Consider the following 16,533-nt stretch of genomic DNA (forward strand, 5'->3'; position numbering starts at 1 on the left):
AGGCGGCGGGGTCAGGAGCCCGCGGTGCGGTAGCGGCGAAGGCTCACGGCGGAGCAGACGGCGAACAGCGCGCCCAGCGTCACGACGGCCACGGCCACCGGGTGCTCGGCGGGGAAGCCGCCCCCCGGCGCCACCGGGTTGCCCCACAGGTCGCGGCAGGCCGCGATGACGGCGCTGAGCGGGTTCCACTCCGCGAGGGGGCGGATCGGCGCGGGCATGGACTGCGGGGCGAGGAAGGCGTTGGACAGGAACGGCAGGACCACGACGATGAACGGGGTGACGACGCTGATGGTCTCCACGTTGCGCAGCGTCGTCGCCAGCAGGACGCCGAGCCACAGCATCGCGTACACGAAGAGCACGATGAGCCCGAACGCGGCGAGCGTCGGCAGGACCCCGGTGCGGGTCCGCCAGCCGAGCAGCAGCCCGGCGCCGGTGACCACGGCCAGCCCGAGGAGCCCCACCAGCAGGTCCGCGAGGGTGTGCCCGAAGAGCACCGCGGACCGGCTGATGGGCAGGGACCGGAACCGGTCGACCAGTCCCCCCTTGAAGTCCATGGCGACCGAGATCGCGGTGGGCCCGACACAGGCGAGGGCGACCTGGACGGCGCCGCCGGCGAAGACGTACTCGCCGTACTCGCCGCCCGTCGGGAGCCTGATGGCGTCCCGGAAGAGGTAGCCGAGCATCACCATCGACACGAGCGGGCTGAGCGCCACGCCGATGACGCGTCCCGGCGCCCGGCCCAGGTGGCGCAGCCGGCGGCCGGTGACGGCGAGGACCTCGGTGAGCAGGGCGACCGGAGCGCCGGGGCGGCCGGTCTCGGTGTACGTCGCGGTCGTCATGCCCCGTCACGTCCTTCCCGCTGCTGGTGGAGCCGGTCCAGTTCGGCGGCGACGACCGGGCCGAGCTCGGCGAGCGGGCCGGGGTCGAGGATGTCGTCGTGGGTGCAGGCGAGCCGGTGGACGCGCAGGTCGCCGCTGAAGTACGGCTTCCAGAGCCGGTCCTTGTCGGGGCCCTTCTCCACCTGGCCGACGCCGGCCTCGCCCCACGCCGACCGCTCGGCGAGGAAGAGCTGCATCGTGCCGTCGAAGTCGCGGGGCCGGTAGCGGGTGTTGAGCGACTGGTGGCGGATCATCAGGTCCACCATGCGGGTCATGCGCTGCTCCCCCATGCGGGCCATCGGGCTGTCGTCGCGCCGCAACGCGTCGAGGACGTCCCCGACGACGAGGTCGCGGTCGCCGAACTCGGACCGGTGGTGCCCGACGCCCTCCAGGAGCCAGGCGAGCAGGCTCTGTTCGTCCCGCTCGTCGCTGACGCCGGTGCGCGGGTAGGCGTCCAGGTTGGCGACCAGGCCGACCTCGTCCCCGGCCAGCCGGAGCTGGACGGCGATCTCGTAGGCGAGCAGTCCGCCGAAGGACCAGCCGAGCAGGTGGTAGGGGCCTTCGGGCCGCACCTCCTTGATCATCCGGATGTAGTCGGTCGCGATCTCCTCGATGCTGCCGGGCAGCGGCGCGCCGGCGACGACGCAGGGCGCCTGGATGCCGTACAGCGGGTACTCCTCGCCGAGGTGGCGGGCGAGCGGCAGGTACGACAGGGCGAACCCGACGCCGCTGTGCAGGCAGAAGACGGGCGGGCGACTGCCGGTCGGCTTGATGCACAGCACCGGGGCGAACGGGTCGGCGTGGCCGAGGCGGTCGGTCTCGTCGATGGCGTCCGCCATGACGCGGGTGCTGTGGCGGGGGGCGGGCGCCGGGGCCGGTTCCGGCGCGGGCGCCGGGGCCGTCGGCGGCTTCGCCGTCAGGGTGGCCGCCAGGGCGCGGACCGTCTGGTGGACGAAGACGTCCGCGATGCTGACCTCCAGCCCCGCCTTGCGCGCCAGGCTCACCAGCCGCAGCGACTTCATGCTGTCCATGCTCGCCCCCCGCGCCTCGAAGAAGTTCTCCTCGGCACCGAACGACTCCACGTCCAGCACGTCCGCCACGATTCCGCACAGCACCTCTTCCGCCGGGCTGAGTCGCTGTTCGGCCGTCCCGGCGGACCTGTCCGCACGGGACGGCGGGGCGGTGGGCGCGTCGGGCGCCAGCAGGTTCCCCTCCGTGTCCCACTTCACGCGCACGCCGGTCCGGTGGAGCCGCGAGCCCGCCGGGCCGAACGGGTCGGCCACGAACCGCTCCGCGGTGGCGCCCGGACGGTTCGCGTAGCCGCGGGCGAGGTGGGGGCCACCGACGTACAGCTCGCCGGTCACGCCGGGCGGCACGGGGGCGAGCCACTCGTCCAGGACGTACGCCCGGGCGTTCCGGGCTCCCCGGCCGGGGGTGAACGTCGGCGGCGTCGCCCAGTCCAGCGGCAGCGGCTCCGCGGCCGGTGCGCCGGTACCGGCGAGCAGCGGGGCGAGCAGGTCGGGCGCCGACGCGGCCCGTCCGGTCTCCAACGCCCAGGCCAGGTGGCCGGCGGCCGCCCGGTGCTCCACCACGGTGCCGCGCGGGCGGCCCGCCGCGTCCTCGGTCCGGATGAGGTAGGCGGCGTGCTCGGGCCGCAGCGGGCTCGTGCGGTCGGCGTCGGTCACCGGCGCGGCCGAGCCGGCGCGCACCTCCGGCCCGTCGAGGACCACGGTGGTCACGCCGGTGCTGCGGAGCCGGCCCGCGAGGCCCGCCGTGGTCAGGACGCACACCGGGCGGACGTCGGCGAACAGCGCCTTGATCCGGCCGGCCGGCTCGTCCGCCGCCAGCGGTACGTGGGCCGCGCCCGCCTTGAGCACCGCCAGCACGGCCACGGCCCGGTCGGCGGGCCGGGGCGCCGCGACGGCGACGACCTGCTCGGGGCCGACACCCGACGCGATCAGGTGGCGGGCCAGCCGGTGGGAGCGGGCGTCGAGGTCGGCGTAGGTCAGGGCGTGGGCGCCCGTCCCGACGGCGGGCGCGTCCGGGGTGCGGCCGACCCGGTCGGCGAACAGGTCGGGCACCGTCATCGGCCGCACCTCGTGGGCGGTGTCGTCGTTCCACGTGTGCAGCACCCGCTCCCGCTCCTCGCCGGTCAGCAGCTCCAGGCCGCTGAGCCGGACGTCGGGGTCGGCCGCCACCGTGCGCAGCACCTGCTGGAACTGCGCGACCATGCGCTCGGCGGTGGCCCGGGTGAACAGGTCGGTGCTGTAGTTGAACAGGCCGCGCATGCCGTCCTCGCCGGGCCACGGCAGCAGCTCCATGACCAGGTCGAGCTTGGCCCGGTCGGAGCCGACGTACTCGGGCTTCACGGTGAGGCCGGGCAGCGCCAGCGGCTGGTCGCCGTGGCTCTGCACGCTCAGCACGACCTGGAACAGCGGGTGCCTGGACAGCGAACGGGCCGGCTTGAGCGCGTCGACGACCTGGTCGAACGGCACGTCCTGGTGGGAGTAGGCGGCGAGGTCGGTCTCCCGGAGCCGGTCGAGCAGCTCGCGGAAGGTGGGGTCGCCGCTGGTGTCGCCGCGCAGGACCAGGGAGTTGATGAACATGCCGACGAGGTCGTTGAGCGCTTCGTCGGTGCGTCCGGCGACCGAGACGCCCAGCGGGATGTCGGTGCCGGCGCCCAGCCGGGTCAGCAGCGCCGACAGGGCGGCCTGGAAGACGATGAACTCGGTCGTCCCGGTCTGCCGGGCGATCTCGACCAGCGCGCCGTGCAGTTCGGGCTCCAGGTCGAACATCACCACGTCCCCGGCGGACCCGGCCACCTCGGGGCGCGGGAAGTCCCTGGGCAGGGCCAGCTCCTCCGGCAGGCCCGCGAGCGCGTCCCGCCAGAAGGCCAACTGCCCCGACACGACGCTGTCCGGGTCGTCCTCGGAGCCGAGCAGCTCCCGCTGCCAGACCGCGTAGTCCCCGTACTGCACCGGCAGCGGCGCCCACTGCGGGGCGCGCCCGGCGCACCGGGCCCGGTAGGCGGTGGACACGTCGGTGAGCAGCGGCACGATCGACCAGCCGTCGAACACGATGTGGTGGAAGACCAGCAGCAGCACGCACTCGTCCGGTCCGGTGGACAGCAGCCGTACCCGCAGCGGCGGTTCGACGGTGAGGTCGAAGCCCCGGTCGACCTCGGCGGCCAGCGCGTCGGCCAGCCCCTCCTCGGTGACGGTGCGGGCCTTGAGCGCGGGCCCGCCGGTGCGCGCGTCGAGCACCCGCAGCGACGGCACGCCGTCGGTGTCGGGGATGACGGTCCGCAGGACCTCGTGCCGCTCGGCCACGTCGGTCAGGGCGGCCTGGAGGGCGGCGGTGTCCAGCCGGCCCGTCAGGCGGAAGGCCATCGGCGTGTTGTACGCGCCGTCGGCGCGCTCCTGGCGGCGGTTGAGGAACCACTGCCGCCGCTGGGTGAAGGACAGGGGGCGTTCGGTGTCCTTCGGCGCGGGCCGCAGGGGCGGCCGGGCGTGGGCGGCGGCCTCGACGACGGCCGCGAGGGCGCTGGCGGTCCGCGCCTCGAACAGGGCGCGGATCGGCAGCTCCACTCCGAGGGCGGTGCGGGCGCGGCTGATCAGCCGGGTCGCCAGCAGCGAGTGTCCGCCGATCTCGAAGAAGTCGTCGTCGACGGAGACGTGCGGTACGGACAGGATGTCGGCGAACAGGCCGCAGAGGATCTCCTCGACGGGGGTGCGCGGGCTCCGGCCGCGCGCCGCTCCGGCGAGGTCGGGCGCGGGCAGCGCCTTGCGGTCGAGCTTGCCCTGCGGGGTGAGCGGCAGGGCCTCCAGGGCGATGACCGCCGAGGGCACCATGTAGTCGGGCAGGAACCGGGCGAGCCGTTCGCGCAGGGTGCCGCTGAGCGAGGAGTCGGACAGCGCGGCCGGGTCGGCGGCCACGACGTAGGCCACCAGGCGGCGGTCGCCCGCCTCGTCCTCGCGGACGATCGCGGTGGCCTGTTCGATGCCGTCCTGCGCCAGCAGCGCCGAGGTGATCTCGCCGAGCTCGATGCGGAAGCCGCGGAGCTGGATCTGGTCGTCGGCGCGGCCGACGTAGTCCAGTTCGCCGTCCGGCAGCCAGCGCACCAGGTCGCCGGTGCGGTACATGCGCTCCCCGGCGGGGCCGAACGGGTCGGCCACGAACCGCTGGGCGGTGAGCCCGGGGCGGGCCAGGTAGCCGCGGGCGAGGCCGCCGCCGACGTAGAGCTCCCCGACGACCCCGATGGGCGCGGGCCTCAGGTGCCGGTCCAGGACGTAGGCGCGGTGGGCGGTGGTGGGCCGGCCGATGGGCGGGCGTCCGGTGCCCGTGAGCGGGCCGCTGACGGTGGAGCTGACGACGGCTTCGGTGGGGCCGTAGCCGTTGTAGAGCCGGACGTGGGCCGACCAGCGCTCGACGATCTCGGCGGGGACGGCCTCGCCCGCCACGGCCAGCCGCAGGTCGGCGGGGAGGGTGCTGCCCTCGGGCAGTCCGCCGACGACGACGGGCGGCAGGCCGGCGAGGTTGACGCGGGCCCGGTTGATCAGGTCGACCAGCGGTGCGCCGGGGGTGCGGCACTCCTCGTCGGCGATCACCAGGGTGCCGCCGGTGAGCAGCGCCAGCATGATCTCCCAGACGGAGGCGTCGAAGCTGAAGGACGCGAACTGGAGCACGCGGGTGTCGGTGTCGAGTCCGAAGCGCTCGACGAGGCTGTGGACCATGCCCAGCAGCCCGGTGTGCGCCACGACGACGCCCTTGGGCCGGCCGGTGGAGCCGGAGGTGTAGATGATGTACGCCGGGTGCTCGGGGCGCAGCGGGCCCGCCCGGTCGGCGTCGGTGAGGGCCGTGCCGGGCAGTGCGGCAAGCCGCTGGGCGGTGCCGGGTTCGTCGAGGACCAGGGCGTCGACCCCCAGGTCGGCCGCGCGTCCGGCGGTCGCCGTGTCGGTGAGCAGGGCGACCGGGTGGGCGTCGTCGAGCATGTGGGCGACACGGTCGACGGGGTAGGCGGGGTCGACGGGCAGGTACGCGGCGCCCGCCTTGAGGACCGCGAGGGCGGTCACCACCATCTCGGGGGTGCGCGGCAGCATCACGGCGACGACCTGCTCGGGACCCACGCCCCGGTCCGCGAGGAGCCGCGCGAGGCGGTTGGCGCGGGCGTCGAGCTCCGCGTAGCCGACCCGCTCGTCACCGAGGACGACGGCCTCCTTGTCCGGCGCGGCGGCGGCGCGCGCCTCGAAGACGTCGGTGGCCCGCGTGGTGGCCGCCACGGCCGTGGTGGCCGCGCCGGACCAGTCGTCGAGCAGCAGGCGGCGCTCGTCGGTGCCGAGCACGTCGAGGGTGCCGAGCGTGGTGTCGGGTGCGGCGGCGAGGGTCTCCAGGACGCGGACGAACCTCCGGAGGACCGCGTCGGCCTCGCCGGCGTCGAAGACGTCGGGCCGGTACTGGGCCTCCAGGCGCATCGGCTCACCGGTCCGCGTGGCGGGGAACACCCCCAGAGCGAACGGGTATTCGGCGATGACCCGGGACTCCCAGGCGCGCGTGCTCAGCCCGGGGATGCGCTCGCCGATGCGGTCGAGCACCCCGGAGGGGTAGTTGTGGAAGCTGACGACCGTGTCGAACAGCTCGCCGATCCCGGCGCCCTGCTGGACGTCGACGAGGCCGAGGTGCTGGTGCCGCTCCAGACGGAGTTGGCGTTCCTGGAGGTCGGCCAGCATCGCCCCGAGCGTCAGCGACGGGTCCAGCTTCACCCGTACGGGAAGGGTGTGCATGAAGGCGCCGACCATCCGCTCGACGTCCGGGAGTTCCTCGGGACGTCCGGAGGCCACGGCGCCGAACGTGACGTCCTGCCGGCCGGTGAGCCGCCCGAGGGCGACGGCCCAGCAGCCCTGCGCGACGGTGTTCACTGTCAGGTCGTTGGCGTGGGCCCAGGCGGTGACGGCGTCGGTCAGTGGCTGGGGCAGGTCGACGGAGAGGGTCGCGGGCAGGACGGAGACGCGACTCCGGTCGGCGGGGCCGAGCCGGGTCGGCTCGTCGATGCCGGCCAACTCCTTCTGCCAGGCCTCCCGCGCGGCCTCCTTGTCCTGGGCGGCGGACCATTCCAGATAGTCCCGTACGGGTGCGACGGGCGGCAGCGCGGACGGGTCGGCGCCGTTGGACCAGAGGGTGACCAGCTCTTCGGCGAGGACGGCGGACAGCGACCAGCCGTCGACCAGGATGTGGTGCGTGGTCCACACGACGCGGTGCCGCGCGTCGCCGAGCCGGTAGACCGTGAAGCGGGTCAGCGGGGCGCGGGTGACGTCGAAGCGGTGCAGCCACTCCTCGTCGGTGCGCCGCTTCGCCTCGGCGTCGGCGTCCGCCGCCGGGACGCCGGTCAGGTCGACCTCGGTCCAGGGCAGTTCGACGGCGGCGGGGACGAGCTGGACCGGGTCGCCGGCGTCCCGCTCGCGGAACGCGGCCCGCAGGCCGGGGTGGCGGTCGAGGAGGGCGGCGACGGCGGCGCGCAGCGCGGACCGGTCGAGCGGACCGTCGACGTCCATGACGACCTGGAGCGTGTAGGCGTCCGTGCCGTGCCGGTCGAACTGCGCCTGGAAGAGCAGGCCGCGCTGGAGCGGGGAGAGCGGCAGGATGTCCTGGAGCCCGTCGGTGTCGTTCTCGTACGCCTCGATCTCCGCTTGGGCGACGGTGACCAGCGGGAACTCGGAGGGGGTGCGGCCGCCCGCGCCGGGCCGGCCGGCGTGCGCGGCGAGGGCGTCGAGGGCGCGGAACCAGTCGTCGGCGACGCGCCGGACGTCGTCCTCGGCGAGGAGGCCGCCCGCCCAGGTCCATTCGGCGACGAGCACGGGCCCTTCGGGGCGGTCCTCGGTCATCGAGACGACTTCCAGGACGTGCCGCAGCGGGGTGTCGGGCGCGGCGGTGAGGCCGGACGCACCGGCCCGCATGGACCAGTCGCCGCCCGCGTCCGTGCTGAAGCGGCCCAGGTAGTTGAAGCCGGTGCGGGGGGTGGCGCGGCGGGCGAGGGCACCGGCGGTCTGGGGGTTGAGGTGGCGCAGCAGCCCGTGGCCGAAGCCGTGGTCGGGCAGGGTGCGCAGGGCCTCCTTGACCCGCTTGAGCGCGGTGCCGCAGGCGTCGCCGCCGTTCCACGCGGACGCCCGGTCGAGGTCACCGACGTCGAGGCCGACGGGGAAGACGCTGGTGAACCAGCCGACCGTGCGGGACAGGTCGGTGTCGTCCCCGAGGTGTTCGCGGCCGTGGCCCTCCAGTTCGACCAGGGCCCGGGTCGCGGGCCGGCCGGTGCGGCGGCGGTCGTGGTCGGTGAGGGCGAGGGCGAGGGCGGTGAGCAGGACCTCGTTGACCTCGGCGTGGAAGGCGGTGGGTACGCGGCCGAGGACGGCCGCCGTGCGGTCGGCGGGCAGTTCGACCCGCAGCTTGCCGGCGGTGCCGTGGACGTCGCGGGCGGGGTCGAGGGGACGCTCGCCGAGCTCGACGGCGTCGCCGTCGTACTGGGCGCTCCACAGGGGGAGTTCGGCGACGCGCGCGGCGGTGCGCGCGTGGTCGGTGAGGATGCGTGCCCAGCGCCGGTACGAGGTGGGGACCGGGTCGAGGCGGATGTCCCGTCCCGCGGTGACGGCGTGCCAGGCGGCCTCCAGGTCACCGAGCAGGATGCGCCAGGACACCCCGTCGACGGCCAGGTGGTGGATGACGAGCAGGAGGCTGCGGGGCTCGGCGGGGCCGGCGTCGAGGAGCACGGCCCGCACCAGCCTGGCGTCCTCGGGGCTCAGCTCGGCGCGGGCGGCCTCGACCTGCTCGGCGAGGACCGCGTCCGGGTCGGCGCCGGCCGGCACCCGGACCGTGCCGAACACGTCGGAGGCGGCCACGGCGCCCGGCGGGAGCGCCTCCAGGTTCCACAGGCCCGGCACGGGCGCGGTGAGCCGCATGCGCAGCGCGTCGTGCCGGTCGAGGAGGGCGCCGATGACGGTCTCCAGGCGGGCGGGGTCGGCGCCGTCGGGGACGGAGACGGTCACGTACTGGGCGTACTGGCGGGTGGCGGCGGGGAGGTGGGAGACCTCCTCGCGGAACTGGTCGATGACGGGCGTCAGCGGGATCTCGCCGACGCCGTCCTCGACGACCGCCTCCGCCCGCCGGCCCGACAGGTGGGCGACGGCCGCGATGGCGGCGGGGGTGCGGTGCTGGAAGACGTCCCGGGAGGTGACGGTCAGCCCCGCCTTCCGGGCGCGGCTGACGACCTGGATGGCGCTGATGCTGTCCCCGCCGAGGGCGAAGAAGCTGTCGTCCACGCCGACCCGGGGCAGGCCGAGGACCTCGGCGAGCACCTCGCACAGGACGCGTTCCGCGTCGGAGCGGGGCGCGCCCGCGGTGTGGGCGGTGGCGAAGTCGGGGGCGGGCAGCGCCTTGCGGTCGACCTTGCCGTGCGGGGTCAGCGGCAGCTCGGGCAGGGGGAGCAGCAGTGACGGCACCATGTGCTCGGGCAGTGCTTCGGCGAGCCGCTCGCGCACGACGGCCGCGTCGGCGTCGGTCACGACGTAGCCGACCAGCCTTTGGTGCCCGGCCGGGTCGGTGACGGCGGCGGCCACGGCGTCCGAGACCGTCGGCAGCGCGCGGAGGGCGGACTCGACCTCGCCCAACTCGATGCGCTGGCCCCGGATCTTGACCTGGTGGTCGCGGCGCCCGGTGAACAGCAGTTGCCCGTCGGCGAGGAGCACCACCCGGTCGCCGGTGCGGTACATGCGGGTGCCGTCGGCGGCGAACGGGTCGGGCACGAAGGTGGTGGCCGTCCGGCCGGGGTCGCCGAGGTAGCCGCGGCCGACGCCCGCGCCCGCGACGAACAGTTCGCCGGGAACGCCCTGCGGGACGGGGCGCAGGTCGTCGCCGAGGACGTACAGCCGGGTGTTGCGCAGCGGCCGGCCGATGGGCATGGAGGGCTCGTCGGCCCGCACGTCGGCCGCGGTGCGCGCGTAGGCGTGGGTGACGTCGTCGGAGCACTCGGTGGGGCCGTAGACGTTGGCCAGCGCGATGTGCGGGTGGCGGGCGAACCAGCGGGTGCACAGGTCGGCGGGGAGCGCCTCGCCGTTGGAGATCATCCAGCGCAGGGCGGGCAGTTCGGGCGCGTTCCCGGTGGTGTCCCAGGCGTCCAGGGTGGCGCGCAGCAGGGAGGGCACGACCTCCAGGACGGTGAGGCGCTCGTCCGCGATGACGCCGAACAGGGCGTCCGGGTCGGCGGCGGCGTCCCGGGGGACGGCACGGACGCGACCGCCGACGAGCAGGGCCGTCAGGGTCTGCCAGACGGTGACGTCGAAGGTGACGGGCGCGTTGTGGACGAGCGCGTCGGTGTGGTCCAGGCCCAGTTCCTCGACCTTGGCGAGCAGGTGGTTGACCATGCCGCCGCGCTGCACCATGGCGCCCTTGGGCCGGCCCGTGGAGCCGGAGGTGTAGATCACGTACGCGAGGTCCAGCGGCCCGCCCGCGACGGGGGCGAGGTCGTCGGCGGGGTCCTCGGCGCCGTCGAGGAGGAGCACGGGGAGGGTGCCGGCCGCCCGCCGGGCGAGGGCGTGGTGCGTCGTGTCGGCCAGCACGCAGGTGGCGCCGCTGTCGGCGAGCAGGCCGGTGAGGCGGGCGAGCGGGGCGCGCGGGTCGAGCGGCACGAAGGCACGGCCGGAGCCGAGCACGCCGAGCTCGGCGGTGACGAAGTCGCGTCCCGGTTCGGTGAGCAGGGCCACCGGCCCGGTGCCGCCGGTGAGGCGGCGGGACAGGGCGCTGGAGGCGCCGGCGAGCTGCGCGTACGTCAGGGTGCCGCCGTCGTCGGTGACGGCCGGTGCGCCGGGGCGGTCGGCGGCGTGGTCCCGTACGCGCTCGACGACGCCGCGGTGGGGCTCGGCGCGTACCGGGCCGGTCAGGGCCGCGTCGAGCTGTTCGGCCTCGCCGGGCGCCAGCAGGTCGAGGGCGTCCAGGGGCGCGTCGGCGGCCACGGTGACGAAGCGGTCGAGGAAGTCCGTGAAGCGGCGCAGGTGGGCGCGCACTTCGGCCTGTCCGTACCGGGACTCGTTGCCGCTGAGGTCGATGCCGATGCCGTCGGCGCCCTTGTCGGCGACGGTGAACTCCAGGTCGTCGACGAGGCCGGTGGAAAGGTTGTACAGGGTGGCGTCGCAGGGGCCGATGGCCAACTTCTCGACCTGCGGCATCATGTTGATGAACGGGCCGAACGGCCGCCGGTCGTCGCTGGACAGGCCCATGGCGCGGCGGATGCGGCTGACCCTGTGGCGCTGGTGCCTGAGCGCCTGGGAGAAGGCTCGGTACGTCGCGGTGAGCAGGTCGCCGCGGGTCATGCCGGGCGTCACGGAAAGCCGCAGCGGCACGTAGTTGACGACCATGCCGGGTATCCCCTGCATCGTGCCGCCGACCCGGGCGGTCACGGGCAGGGAGAGGAGGACGTCGCCGGTGCCGACCGTCCGCCGGGTGTAGGCACCGAGCGCGGCGACCAGGACGGTCTGCCAGGTGACCCGGGCGTCCCAGGCGACGCCGCGCAGCCGGTCGGTGGTCCGCTCCGGCAGGACGGTCTCCTCGCGCCGGAAGGCCTGGGCCGGTTCGGCGTCGCGGGTGGCGAGGCTGACGGGCTCGGGGCGGTCGGCGAACCGCTCCTCCCAGTAGGCGCGGTCGCGCTCGGCGCGCGGCGAGTCGCCGTAGGCGGCCTCGGCGTCGATCAGGGTGCTCAGCGGCGGGAAGCGGCCCTCGTCGAGGGAGGTGCCGGCGAGCATCGCCTCGTAGAGGGCGGACAGCCGCCGCCAGTAGATGACGTAGCTGAACCCGTCGGAGACGAGGTGGTGGTTGAGGAGGCAGAAGAACGTGCGGTCCTCGGCGAGGGTGAACGCGCTCAGCCGGAACAGCGGCACGTACGGGTCGGCCGTCGGCACGAGCGGGACGCGGAGGTCGGCGCGGATCGCCTCCCGCGCCGCCTCCACGGGGTCGTCGGCGCCGCTGACGTCGGTGACGGTCAGCGGCAGTTCGGTGAGCTCCTCGACGAACTGCCGGGGCTCGCCGTCCACGTCGGCGAAGCGGACGCGCAGGCACTCGGACTCCTCCACGAGCCGTTCCAGCGCGGCGCGGAAGAGCCGCTGGTCGAGGGGGCCGCGGATGTCCCAGTAGATGGCGGTGTTGTAGGTGGCACCGCCACCGGACAGCTTCTCGTCGAACCAGATGTCCTTCTGCCCGGCGGTGAGCGGCAGGCCGGCCGTGTGGACGTGAGTCGTCATACCAATCCCCTAGCGAAGGTCATCGAGTTCACCCGTCGATCGTCGACGAGCGCGCTGACAGCGGGCTGACTGCGAGCTGACGCCCACCCCGGCCCGGTGGGTCAGCCGCAGCCGCCCGCGTGCCCGTCGTCGGCCGACCGGCCGAGGCCGACCGCGCCGACGACCGGTTCCGGTACGGAGGTGGCGGGCAGGGCCTTGGTGCGGAGGTGCTCGACGAAGGCGTCGAACCGGTCCAGGCCCCAGAAGCGGGTGTAGCCGTGCACGAAGAACGGCACCCCGAAGACGCCGTCCTCGTACACGTCGAGCAGGGCGCGCACGCCCTCGGCGCGCACCTCGGGGTCGTCGCTCGCGTCGGCGAGCCGCCGCCCGTCGAGGCCGAGCCCGGCGCCGATGGCGGCGATGACGGCGCGGTCGCAGATGTCGCGGCCCTCGCCGAAGCGGGCCCGGTAGCAGGCCGCGACGTACTCCTGGCCGCGCCCCTCGCGGGCGGCGACCAGGTAGCCGAGGTGGGGCACCTCCCACACGGGCTTGCGGTCGACGGGCCAGGTCACGGTGATGCCGCGGGCCTTGGTGAGCCGGCCCACGTCCTGGAGGACGTAACGGTTCTTCTCGCGGGACATCTCGGAGTACGGGAAGGTGCCGCCCTGCTCGGCGAGGAGGCGGGTGCTCTCGGCGTCCGGTTCGAAGCACGGCACCCAGCGGAGCCGGTCGACCAGCTCGGGGTGGCGGTGGGACAGTTCCCGGTGCGTGAGCCAGGAGTAGGGGCTGCGCAGGGAGAAGTAGAAGCGCGGCGTCTTGTTCTTCTTGGGCATGGCGGTGTTCCGCTTTCCTCGTGGGGTGGTGACTCAGACGACGAGGCCCCCGTCGACGCCGAGGACCTGGCCGGTGATGTAGGAGGCGCGGTCCGAGGCCAGGAAGGCGACCAGGTCGGCGACCTCCTCGGGCCGGCCGAACCGGCCGAGCGGGATGCGTTCGGTCATCTTCGCGACGTGGTCGTCGGCGAGGCCGGAGAGCATGTCGGTCTCGATGAAGCCGGGGGCGACGGCGTTGGCGCGGATGCCGTAGCGGCCGGACTCCTTGGCCAGCGCCTTGGTGAACCCGATGATCCCGGCCTTGGTGGCCGAGTAGTTCGTCTGCGCGGCGTTGCCGTACACGCCGGAGACGGAGGACAGGGTGACCACCGATCCGGTACGGCGCTTCATCATGGCGAAGACGGCCGCCTTGCAGACGTTGTACGTGCCGTCGAGGTTGACCCGCAGCACCGCGTCCCAGTCGGCCTCGGAGAGCATCACCAGCGGGTTGTCGCGGACGATGCCGGCGCAGGAGACGACCGTGCGCAGCGGGCCGAGCGCCTTCTCGCCGTCGCGCACGAAGCCGCGCACGGCGTCGTGCCGGGCCACGTCGACCTGCGCCGTGTACACCCGTGCCCCGGCCGCGCCGGCCTCTTCGGCCACGGCGTCGGCGGCCTCCTTGTTCGACTGGTAGCAGAACGCCACGTCGTACCCGTCCCGGGCGAGCCGGGTCACCACGTGACGGCCGATCCCCCGGGAGCCTCCGGTCACCAGGGCGACGGGACGGTCGTTTGCGGACATTGCTGATGCCTCCACGTTGGCTGGGAGTGCTGGGGACGGTGGCTGCCGGGCCCCGGCCCGGCCCGCTCGCGGCCCCGCTGCGGGCCCCGTGACGCGGCGGGCCGGTGTGTGACCGGGGCCGGCGTGGTGCCGGGGTGCGGCCTACACGCCCGTGATCAGGGCGCAGCCGACGGTGCCGTCGCGTTCGACGCCGGTGACCAGGGCGGCTTCGCCGGGGGCCAGGCCCGACTCGCCGACGGTGGCGAGGACGGCGGCGAGTTGCAGGCTGGTGGAGGCGGCGGAGGTGTCGCCGAGCAGGGGGCGGCAGCGGATCCAGCGGGGGTCCGTCGCGCCGAGCGCGTCGGTGACGCCTGCCTCCTCCAGGGCGGCGAGTTCGCCGCCGGCCCCGAGCGGGGCCACCAGGCGGACGGCCTCGGCGGCCACGCCGGTCGTCTCCAGGGCGTCGCGTACGCAGGTGGCGAGGGCCGCGCGGGCCTCGCCCTGCTCCCCGAACGCCCGGAAGCGGGTCGTCCGGATGCCGGCCAGCGGTGACCGTCCGGCTGCCGCCGCGTCCTCGGGCGTCTCCAACAGGAACACCGCGCTGCCCTCGCCGAGCGGTGCCGACCGCTCCTCGGCGGTGCGGCCGTGCCATTCGAGCCAGGCCCGCTGGGTGGAGTACTCCTCGGCGGCGCCGCACAGCACCCTGGCGCAGTGCCCGCCGCGGTGCAGCCGCACCGCGTAGCTCAGGGCGAGCAACCCGGTGAGCCAGCCGCCCGCGATCGTGGTGTTCGGCCCCTTGATGCCGTGCCAGATGGCGCTCTGCCCGGCCGCCCGGTTCATCACGGTGTTCGGGAGGCGGGCCGGGTCGACGTGGTACGGCCGCTCGCCGGCGAAGGAGTCGCGGGTGAAGTCCATGATGCTCTGGACGCTGCCGGAGCCGGTGCCCAGGACGAGGGCGGTCTGCTCGGGCCGCCGGGTCGGTTCGGCGTCGCAGGACGCCAGCAGCCGGCCGACCGCGGTGACGGCGAGGGCGGTCACCCGGTCCATCGTCCGGGTGCCCTTCCTGCCGACGTGCTCGGCGGCGGAGAAGTCCGGGACCAGGGCGCCGCGCTCGAAGGGCCCGGGGTGCGCGGTGCGGTCCAGCGCCCCGACGGCGCTGCGTCCGGCGGTGATCCCTTCGCTGAAGGAGGCGCTGCCGACCCCGTACGGAGAGACCGCCGACCAGGCGGAGAGGACCAGTGGGGACATCACTCCGCCTCCCGGTGGCGGCCGAGGATCAGCACGGCGTTGTTGCCCGCGAACGCGAGCGCGTTGTTCTGGACGACGTTCAGCTCGGCGGGCCGCGCCTCGTTCGGTACGCAGTCCAGGCCGCACTCCGGGTCGGTCTCCCGGTGGTTGATGGTGGGCGGGATGAAGCCCTCGGTGATGGCCAGCGCGCAGGCGGCGGAGGCGAGGGCACTGGCCGCGCCCATGGAGTGACCGATCATGGACTTGATGGAGACCGTCGGCGGGGGCTCGGCGAAGACCTGCCGGATGGCCCCGGCCTCCGTCACGTCGTTGGCCCGGGTGCCGGTGCCGTGCGCCGAGATGAAGTCGATGTCCTCGGGCTTCACCCCGGCGTTGCGGTGCGCGACCTCCATGCACCGGGCGAGGCTGCCCTGGTCGGGTGCGACCGGGTGGTGGGCGTCGCAGTTGAGCCCGTACCCGAGCACCTCGGCATAGACCCGGGCGCCGCGCGCCCGCGCCGATTCGAGGCTCTCCATCAGCAGGATGCCGGCGCCTTCGCCGGTGAGGAGGCCCTTGCGGTCCTTGTCGAACGGCTGGCACACCTCGGGCGCGATGGTGCCGAGCCGGTAGAACCCGGCGAACGTCTTGCGGCACACCGCGTCGGCGCCGCCGCACAGCGCGACCTCCACCTCGCCGCCGCGGATGGCGTCGAACCCGTTGCCGATGGCGTAGTTGCCGGCCGCGCAGGCGGTGGGGATGGTGAGGGCCTCGACGTCGGTGAGGCCCAGCTCCCGCACGATGCCGGTGGACAGCCGGCCCGCCTGCGCCCGGCGCACCACGCCGGGCGGCAGCTGCTCGGGGCCTTCCCTGAGCTGTACGTCCACGAGGGCGTCCAGGTCGCGGGCCTCCGCGTCGGTGGTACCGACGGAGACCAGCGCCCGGCGCTCCCTGAGCTCCTCCAGGGACAGGCCCGCGTCCGCCACCGCGAGGTGGGCGGCGGCGACCGAGAACTGGGTGGCCCGCCCCAGCTCGTCGGGGTCGACCCGCCGGATCCACTCGGCCGGGTCGAAGTCGTCCACCTCGCACCCGTTGGCGTGCGCGAAACCGGTCGTGTCGAAGGCCGTGATCGGCTTGACCCCGCTGCGTCCGGACCGCAGTCCGTCCAGGAAGGCCGCGACACCGAGTCCGATGCTGCTGATCGTGCCGAGCCCGGTGATCACCACTCGGCGCGGCGGCCGCTGGTCGTTGTCGTACACGTTGCGCTCCCGTCGTCCGGTGTCGATGCCTAGCGGGAGGCCGCCTTGGCCACCACGGCTTCGTCGACGACGGTGACGACGCCTTCGAGGTTCACCATCCGGGCCAGTTCGGCCTGGTCGATGTCGATCCCGAAGGCGCGTTCGAGCTGGGAGAGGATCTCGATGGCGCCCATCGAGTCCGCTTCGTGGTCCTCCTTGAAGCGACTGGTGTCGGTCATCTCGTCTGCGTCGATCTCCAGGATGTCGCAGATGATTTCCTTGATCGTGGCGCGGCCGTCGGCGTCCACGCGGTTCGCTGTCGTCATGCCGACGATGCTGGCGAACC

At 74.5% G+C, this 16,533-nt stretch carries 7 protein-coding genes; all 7 read right to left on the reverse strand.

The annotated features are described in order from the left end of the window. Nucleotides 1-11: 11 nt before the first annotated feature. On the reverse strand, nt 12-839 hold the full coding sequence (locus tag AC07D6_RS11340) for an ABC transporter permease (RefSeq protein ID WP_479043455.1): 828 nt from the start codon (nt 837-839) through the stop codon (nt 12-14). Beyond that, a complete protein-coding gene (locus tag AC07D6_RS11345) occupies nt 836-12,154 on the reverse strand; it encodes an amino acid adenylation domain-containing protein (RefSeq protein WP_479043456.1) in 11,319 nt (3,772 codons plus the stop codon). The genes AC07D6_RS11340 and AC07D6_RS11345 overlap by 4 nt, the downstream gene beginning before the upstream one ends. A gap of 101 nt (nt 12,155-12,255) precedes the next feature. Next, entirely contained in the window at nt 12,256-12,966 is a 711-nt protein-coding gene (locus tag AC07D6_RS11350) for a DsbA family protein (RefSeq protein WP_479043457.1), read from the reverse strand. 33 nt (nt 12,967-12,999) lie between these two features. Continuing rightward, nucleotides 13,000-13,746 carry a 3-oxoacyl-[acyl-carrier-protein] reductase gene (gene fabG / locus AC07D6_RS11355; protein ID WP_315880028.1) on the reverse strand — a complete coding sequence of 249 codons (747 nt, stop codon included), beginning with the start codon at nt 13,744-13,746 and terminating at the stop codon, nt 13,000-13,002. A gap of 141 nt (nt 13,747-13,887) precedes the next feature. Further along, nucleotides 13,888-14,973, reverse strand: coding sequence for a beta-ketoacyl synthase N-terminal-like domain-containing protein (locus AC07D6_RS11360; protein ID WP_315880027.1), 1,086 nt, complete (start codon nt 14,971-14,973; stop codon nt 13,888-13,890). After that, on the reverse strand, nt 14,973-16,208 hold the full coding sequence (locus AC07D6_RS11365) for a beta-ketoacyl-[acyl-carrier-protein] synthase family protein (protein WP_479043458.1): 1,236 nt from the start codon (nt 16,206-16,208) through the stop codon (nt 14,973-14,975). Before AC07D6_RS11365 ends, AC07D6_RS11360 begins: the two co-directional genes overlap by 1 nt. A gap of 29 nt (nt 16,209-16,237) precedes the next feature. Then, nucleotides 16,238-16,513, reverse strand: coding sequence for an acyl carrier protein (locus AC07D6_RS11370; protein WP_315880025.1), 276 nt, complete (start codon nt 16,511-16,513; stop codon nt 16,238-16,240). Nucleotides 16,514-16,533 lie beyond the last annotated feature (20 nt).

It is taken from the genome of Streptomyces sp. NPDC045287, from assembly GCF_056432325.1.

Coding starts and splice junctions, on each gene's coding strand:
- fabG (WP_315880028.1), bottom strand. CDS start 13,746: ATGTCCGCAAACGACCGTCCCGTCGCCCTGGTGACCGGAGGCTCCCGG.
- AC07D6_RS11360 (WP_315880027.1), bottom strand. CDS start 14,973: ATGTCCCCACTGGTCCTCTCCGCCTGGTCGGCGGTCTCTCCGTACGGG.
- AC07D6_RS11345 (WP_479043456.1), bottom strand. CDS start 12,154: ATGACGACTCACGTCCACACGGCCGGCCTGCCGCTCACCGCCGGGCAG.
- AC07D6_RS11370 (WP_315880025.1), bottom strand. CDS start 16,513: ATGACGACAGCGAACCGCGTGGACGCCGACGGCCGCGCCACGATCAAG.
- AC07D6_RS11340 (WP_479043455.1), bottom strand. CDS start 839: ATGACGACCGCGACGTACACCGAGACCGGCCGCCCCGGCGCTCCGGTC.
- AC07D6_RS11350 (WP_479043457.1), bottom strand. CDS start 12,966: ATGCCCAAGAAGAACAAGACGCCGCGCTTCTACTTCTCCCTGCGCAGC.